The following is a 3,751-nucleotide window of genomic DNA, read 5'->3' as shown; positions in this document are numbered from 1 at the left end:
CGACGCCCGCCGTCGAGAGGGGTCGATCCGAGCCCGGAGGCACCGCCGGTGTCGCCGGAGGCGCCGGGGACCTCGTCGTCGTCGAGGTGGTGGCGGCCGCGCCGCGACTGACCCGCACCGGAGGACTGCCGGGAGCCGCCCTCGAACCCGGCGGCGATGACGGTCACCCGCACCTCGTCGCCGAGCGAGTCGTCGACGACGGTGCCGAAGATGATGTTGGCGTCGGGGTGCGCCTCCTCCTGGACGAGGGTCGCGGCCTCGTTGATCTCGAACAGGCCCAGGTCGCTGCCGCCGGCGATCGACATGAGTACGCCCTTGGCGCCCTCCATCGTGGTCTCCAGGAGCGGCGAGTTGATGGCGGCCTCCGCGGCCTTGTACGCCCGACCCTCGCCCCGCGAGGAGCCGATCCCCATGAGCGCGCTGCCGGCCCCGGACATGACGCCCTTGACGTCGGCGAAGTCGACGTTGATCACGCCGGGGGTGGTGATGAGGTCGGTGATCCCCTGGACGCCGTTGAGGAGGACCTCGTCGGCGGTCTTGAAGGCCTCCATCATGGACACGCCGGCGTCCCCGAGCTGGAGCAGGCGGTCGTTGGGGATCACGATCAGGGTGTCGCAGGCCTCGCGCAGGCCCTCGATCCCCGCCTCGGCCTGTCCCCCGCGACGCTTGCCCTCGAAGGAGAACGGGCGGGTCACGACGCCGACGGTGAGCGCGCCGAGCTTACGCGCGATGGCCGCGACGACCGGCGCGCCACCGGTGCCGGTACCGCCGCCCTCCCCGGCCGTGACGAAGACCATGTCCGCGCCCTTGAGGACCTCCTCGATCTCGTCCTTGTGGTCCTCCGCCGCCTTGCGCCCGACCTCCGGGTCGGCGCCGGCACCGAGGCCGCGGGTGAGTTCGCGACCGACGTCGAGCTTGACGTCGGCGTCGGACATGAGCAGAGCCTGCGCATCGGTGTTCACCGCGATGAACTCGACGCCCTTGAGGCCCTCGTCGATCATCCTGTTCACGGCGTTGACACCGCCGCCCCCGATTCCGACGACCTTGATGACTGCGAGGTAGTTGTGCGGTGAGCTCATCGAGGCCCGGCCTTCCTTTGGGGGTGTCGTGCTCGGTTGCATGCTGTCTCGACGAAAGACTCTCGCCTAACTCTCACCCTCTACTTGAGGGTTAAAGTTGCTGGTCAGAGGCGGTTTCCGCCGTCGGATCACACGGTAGGGGCACCGGCCCCGCACGTCCACGAGGCTCGCGGGCGTGTCGGTCTACCGTGAGGCCGGCAACGCCGGATTGGAGACGTTCCAGACCTGCCCGGGTTGCTCGAGGACCATCTGCAGGGCGACCGCCTTCTCGTGGTCGCGACCCGCGGCCCCCCACTCCACGGTGCGCCCGTCGACGAGGGTGAGGACGATCGACGCCGGACTCTCCACCTCGACGGACGCGATCTCCTGCCCCGCGGTCCCCCGGACCTCGGCGAAGACCGTCGACAGGTCCCGGACGATCCCGGGCAGGTCGGAGCGTGCGCCGTCCCCCACGGTGAGCTCGGGGGTTCCGGGAGGCGGGTCCCCCTGCCCGAAGTCGATGCCCTGCCCGTCCACCAGGTGCCGGGCGCCGTCGACCTCGACCACGACCAGGGCGGTGCGCTCGATCAGCTCGATCCGCAGGGTCGACGGGTAGTCCCGCGTGACCGTGACCTGGTCCACCCTCGGGATCCCCGCCACGCGGCGCGCCACCGCGTGGGTGTCCACCTGGAGCAGCGGGGTCCCGGGGGACACCGCCGCGCGCTCGGTCACCGCCTCCACGGGAATGGTCCGGGTCCCGACGACCCGGACCTCCCGGACGGAGAACACCGGCAGGAAGTACAGCGCGATGTATCCCACCAGGAGGACGACGAGCGCCACACCGAGCCCCACATAGATGCGGTTGGTGCGGCGACGTCGCCTGCGCAGCGTGGCCCGCACCGCGGGGTCGGAGTGACGCACCCGCTCGTCCGAGCTACGGACGGCCGCCGCGGCGAGTCTCCGGTCCGGGTCGTCCGAGGCCGCCTGGTCCAGCGGGTCCGTCGGATCCGCCGGGTCCGTCGGGTGGTCGCGTGGCTCGTCGGTCACCGCTGAGCCCCCTTCACGGCGTCGGCCTCGTCATGACCCCGTCCCGCTCCCCGCGGGCCCGGCGACGATCCTCGGGCCGAGCGTGGTGATGTCTCCGGCCCCGAGCGTGAAGACCACGTCGTCCGGCCGGATGATCCCGAGCACCGTGGACAGGGCGGTGTCGAGGTCGGGGACGTGGTGGGCCGGCGAGCTCACGTGGCGGGTGACGAGGCCGCCGTCGACGCCCTCCTCGGGTTGCTCGCGCGCGCCGTACACGTCGAGCACCACCACCTCGTCGGCCAGGGACAACGCCCGCCCGAACTCCTCGGCGAAGATGCGGGTGCGGGAGTAGAGGTGGGGCTGGAAGACCGCGATCAGGCGGCCACCGTCCGAGGCGACGATCTCCCGCCCGGCGCTCAGGACCGCCCTGACCTCGGTCGGATGGTGCGCGTAGTCGTCGAACACCCGCACCAGTCCACCCTGGACCGCGACCGTGCCCTTGGGTTCGAACCGACGCCCCACTCCCCCGAATCCGGACAGACCGGACAGCACGTGGTCGACGTCGATCCCGGCGTCCCCGGCGACCTCCCGGGCGGCCAGGAGAGCGGCGAGCGCGTTGAGCGCCATGTGTCGGCCCGGGGTCCCCACGTGGAGGTCGCCACGAGACCGCCCGTCCAACGTGAGCCCGGCCCGGGTCCCGCCCGAGTCGACCTCGATCCCGTCGAGTTCACCCACCACCGGCAGGTCGGTCGCGGGGCCGGCCGTGGTGCGGTACCCCACCACCCGCACCCCCGCGGACGCCGCCCGGCGCGCGCGCTCGGCCGCTCCCGCGTCGTCCAGGCAGACCACCAGGACGCCGGTGTCCGGGATCCGGGCGAGGAAGGTGTCGAAGACCTCGAAGTACGCCTCGGCGGTGCCGAAGTGGTCGAGATGGTCGGGCTCGGCGTTGGTCAGGATCACCACGTCGGGCTCGTAGTGCACCAGTGAGCCGTCGGACTCGTCGGCCTCGGCCACGAACACCGGGTCGGCCCCGCCGTGGGCGTTGGTGCCGTACTGCAGGACGGTGCCCCCCACCGCGAAGGACGGGTCCGCACCGGCGGCGAGCATGCCGGCGATCAGCATCGACGTCGTGGAGGTCTTCCCGTGCGTGCCGCACACCATGATCGAGCGACCGGCACGGGCGAGGTGACCCAGGACCCGGGAGCGGGTGACCACGGGTATCCCGGCGGCCCGGGCCGCGACCAGCTCGGGGTTGTCCGCGGGGATCGCGGCCTTGGAGACCACCACGATCTGCGGCGGGGCGTCGAGCGCGTCCAGCGCCGATGCGTCGTGGCCGACCCGGACCACCGCGCCGCGCGCCTCCAGCGCCCGGAGGTCCGCCGAATCCCTGGCGTCGCTTCCCGAGACCGCCACACCGTGGTCGAGCAGGATCCGCGCGACGGCGGACATGCCCGCGCCCCCGATGCCGATCATGTGGACCCGGGTCAGGGTGGCGGGAACGGACCCCGCCGTGACGTCGTCCCCGGTGGGTCGGGCTTGCGGTGTGGTGCTCTCGGTCAACGCCGGGCCTTCCCGGCGGCGTCGAGCGCGATGCGCGCCACGACCTCCGCCGCATCTCGTGAGCCACCGCTGACGGCGGCCGCGGACATGGTGTCCAGACGCTCCCA

At 72.4% G+C, this 3,751-nt stretch carries 3 protein-coding genes; all 3 read right to left on the bottom strand.

All coding sequences use genetic code 11. From position 1 onward, the window contains the following. On the bottom strand, window positions 1-1,079 hold a 1,079-nt coding region (ftsZ, locus tag G6020_RS11150; RefSeq protein ID WP_182610678.1), incomplete at its 3' end, for a cell division protein FtsZ. Between the two features lie 183 nt (window positions 1,080-1,262). Beyond that, entirely contained in the window at window positions 1,263-2,105 is an 843-nt protein-coding gene (locus tag G6020_RS11145; RefSeq protein WP_182610677.1) for an FtsQ-type POTRA domain-containing protein, read from the bottom strand. A 30-nt stretch (window positions 2,106-2,135) separates the two neighbouring features. Further along, the gene (murC, locus tag G6020_RS11140; protein WP_347238364.1) at window positions 2,136-3,557 is read right to left on the bottom strand and encodes a UDP-N-acetylmuramate--L-alanine ligase; all 1,422 of its coding nucleotides are present in this window, start codon (window positions 3,555-3,557) and stop codon (window positions 2,136-2,138) included. Between the last annotated feature and the right edge of the window lie 194 nt (window positions 3,558-3,751).

This window comes from Dietzia sp. B19, assembly GCF_014145155.1.
Lineage (GTDB): Bacteria > Actinomycetota > Actinomycetes > Mycobacteriales > Mycobacteriaceae > Dietzia > Dietzia natronolimnaea.
This window is presented reverse-complemented; position numbering and strand designations above follow the sequence as displayed.